The organism is Coleofasciculus sp. (genome assembly GCF_046539235.1).
Taxonomy (GTDB): Bacteria; Cyanobacteriota; Cyanobacteriia; order Cyanobacteriales; family Coleofasciculaceae; genus Coleofasciculus.
Genome location: NZ_JBKHHI010000548.1, coordinates 1 through 3,654 on the forward strand (window position 1 = coordinate 1; position 3,654 = coordinate 3,654).

At 46.7% G+C, this 3,654-nt stretch carries 1 protein-coding gene; it reads right to left on the reverse strand.

All coding sequences use genetic code 11. The features are described from left to right. Positions 1-15 precede the first annotated feature (15 nt). Positions 16-3,375 (reverse strand): response regulator, encoded by a 3,360-nt coding sequence (locus tag ACLFWI_RS28360; RefSeq protein WP_446415710.1) that lies wholly within the window; start codon positions 3,373-3,375, stop codon positions 16-18. Positions 3,376-3,654: the final 279 nt, after the last annotated feature.

Genomic DNA, 3,654 nt, shown 5'->3' on the forward strand with positions numbered 1-3,654 from the left:
GTTGATTGGCAAAACTCAAGCCTGTATTAATTGTTGCACCGTCTCTAATAACTGGGGTTCGATGAATGGCTTGGTGATATAATCAGTAGCACCTAACTCATTGGCAATTAAACGGTGCTTTTCACTATTGCGAGAGGTCAAAATCACCACAGGAATTTGGGATAATTCGGGCTCGTTTTGGCGGTATTTGAGAAACTCAAACCCATTCATTCTGGGCATTTCAATGTCGCATATAACTAATTGAATCTGGGGATGATTTCGCAGTTGCTCAATGGCTTCATATCCATCCTTTGCCTGCAATATCTGATAGCCTGCCTTTTGTAAGGTAAAGGTTAAGGTTTGGCGCACAGTAATCGAATCATCGACTAAAAGAACAAGTTGTCGCGATCGCGTTGACATCGGGCGTGGAGGTTCAGGCGCCGCAGGTAACGCCGCAGGGCGGGAAGCCGATAATTGCCGCTGGTTGCGATCGGATGAAAGCGACGTTGAACCCTTTAAGGCTACCATCGATGATTGGAAATCAGAGGTAAACTCGGGTGGGGATGTCACCGTCTGCTGATCCGCAATCGTCTGCATTAATGTAATCCCATCCAACACGAGTGCTAACCTACCATCCGCTAGAATACAGCCGCCATACACATAAGGGGGAGGTGCAATCATCTCTCCCAGGGGACGAATCACTAATTCCTGTTCACCGATAAGCTGATTGACTTCCAAGCCTAATAGCCGATTCTGACAACGGATCAAAATCACCGGCATTTTCGGACTTTGTTCAACTAAGGGGCGTTGGTCGGAAAAAACTAATGCTTTCCGGTTGGGAGTATAGTAATTTAACCCATTCGCCAAGGAAAAAATAGGGATCAGTTGCTCATCCTTTCCTGTACCCCATCGCAATACTTTCCCCTCATCCCAACAACGTAGTCGTTCCGGTGGCGGAATAATGATTTGTTCGATCGCATCTGAAAGTAAAGCATAAGTTTGACCTCCCGCCTCGATCAAAAGTAGCTTGGCGATGGTCAGATTTAGCGGTATTTGCAGCCGAAAGGTCGTTCCATGATACGGTTGAGAATACACCGTCACTGAACCTTCTAGGGATTCAACCTGAGAACGCACCACATCCATACCAATTCCGCGCCCGGATAAATCACTTAACCCCGAAGCGGTGGAAAAACCCGGTTCAAATAGAAACTCAGCAAGTTGGGCGGGTGTTAACTGTCTGACTTTTTCCGCGTCGATCAAGCGCTGTTCAACCGCCCGTTGACGAATCTTCTCAAAGTTTAGCCCTTGCCCATCATCCCGAACTTCAATCACCAAATATCGATTCTGGTGATAGGCATCAATTTCAATTAAACCTTGACTGGGTTTGCCCGATTCTTGGCGAACAGTTGGCGACTCAATCCCATGGTCAAATGCATTACGGATCAGGTGCAGTAAGGGGTCATAGAGTTTTTGCACCACGACTTTATCCACCAACACCTCTGTCCCCTGTAGTGTCAGTTCAACTGATTTATTATGGGTCACTTGTAACTGTTGCAGCACTCGCGGAAACCGTTTAAATAATGTTCCTAATGGCAACAGTCGCGCCTCCATCAACGTATCGCGGATACTGGTTAGTAGTCGCCGTTGTTTATCAAAGGTTTGATTGAATTGATTGGCAAAGAGTTCAATAGACTCCGTTGCTTCCGTCAGTTGGGCTGTATCCTCCATCAACGACTGGATTAAAAGCTGCGGTTCGTTATAGCTATCCAGTTCTAAGGGGTCAAATTGATTCGGGATTTGAGCCGGGGGATTTTGCCAAGCCAATGACGGCTTGTCTTTGATCCATTCTCGCCGCCTTCTCCCCCTTAAGTTCATCCGTTTTTGTTGCGATCGATGCAATTGACGGTCATGCCAATCTTGCAATTCATCTAAGATTTGCTGATGCTGTTGGAGACGATTTAGCACCAACCGAACAGCTGTTTGTAGTTGCTCATCCTGGAGTGACTGACGATTTTGGTAGGTTAATAGTTCACCAACCGAATAATTTAAATGTTCTAAATGATCAACATTGACCCGTACCGTTTGCGGCTGAGTCTCTGGAATCGACTCTTTTTGCACCCTAGAGGAGGGTAAAATATAATCGGTTAATGGTTCTTCCGCTTCGACTGGAGGATTAGGTTCAGATTCGGGTATTGCATCCTCTAACGTCTCTGCTGAAGTATTAAATACTGGAAACGCTTCTGATTCAGATTCTGCCTCAAAATCGCCAGCGATAGCCGATTCTGAAACCGAAACGTTCCCCCAAATACTATCTAATAAGTCAGCCGACTCGGGTTCCTCAACACCTTCTGTCTCCGGTTCTGATGAACTATAATCCTCATACTGATTCACATCTATATCCAGATCCAGTAAAGGCGTCAAATCCGTCGCATCCGGTTGAAAATCAGCCGAATCGGTGATTGGGAGTTCTGAGAAATCCTCATCTGGGTGAGAAGAATAAGCCGCATCCGCATCAGACATCGCCAAATCTGCACTAAAGTCTGGATCACTGAGATCCCCTTCCCACACTTGCTGTGGCTGGGCTTCCGGCGGCGCCTGATCAGGAACAGCATCCAGCATACCCGCTAATTCTTGCAACGATTCAGACGGTTGACCCCCTTGAGTGCGATCGCCATTCAGTACCGCCTGCTGTCCCGCCTGCAAGTCAGCTAGGGCGATCTGAGTAATCATTTCCGCCTGATCCGGATAATTATCCAACGCCGCGATCGCCCCATTCGCAATCGCCGCAAATCCAGGTAAATTCATCGATTCCGCCACACCCAGCAACACTTCCGCCTGCGATCGCAATGTGTCCGCCATGACTGACGGATCATTACTCGCCAAAGCCTCGGTAATTTGATCTAACCGCTGACTCACCCCCAACTCAAAAATGGATTGGGTGACATCAAATCCCAACTCCAAAGAACTAGGAATAGTCGCTTGTTGGTCAAAACAATCGCCCAGCTTTTCCTGCAATTTAGCAAACACCGCCGCCGTGCGATCGAGAACTTCTGTCTCATTAATATTTCCCCCCATCACTTCCGCCGTCAGAGGTAGCCGCAGACATTCATAGCCTTCAAATAATAACGCTTCCACCTCTGCATCAATTACGACATCAGGATTAAACAGGGTTTTAAAAATATCCTCCAACGAGTGAGCAACAGTTTTAATCGTGTCCAACTCCACACTGGCTGCCGCACCTTTTAATGTGTGAGTTGTCCTCATTAAATTATGGACTTTATTGACACTAAAATTAGTCCGTAGATCGAGTAACTCTTGTTCAAGAATACCCAGAAGTTCTGGCGCTTCTTCCAGAAAATATTGGTAACTTTGTTCGCGAATAGTGGGATCATTCATGGGAAAACTGTTGGATTGTGAGGAATGTAGGGGCGGGTTTGACCGATAACCTTCAGGAGAAAACCCTTAACTGAACTAAACCCGCCCCGACCGATTGTAGAAACACACCATCATTCGTTTTTTGTCGGGTTGGGTTTAGGGTTGGGTTTAGGGGCGGGTTTAGTCACGTCTGGGTGAGAGAAAAAACGATAGTTGTTTGACCGATAACCTTCAGGAGAAAACCTTTAACTGAACTAAACCCGCCCCGACCGATTGTAGAAACACACCATCATTCGTTTT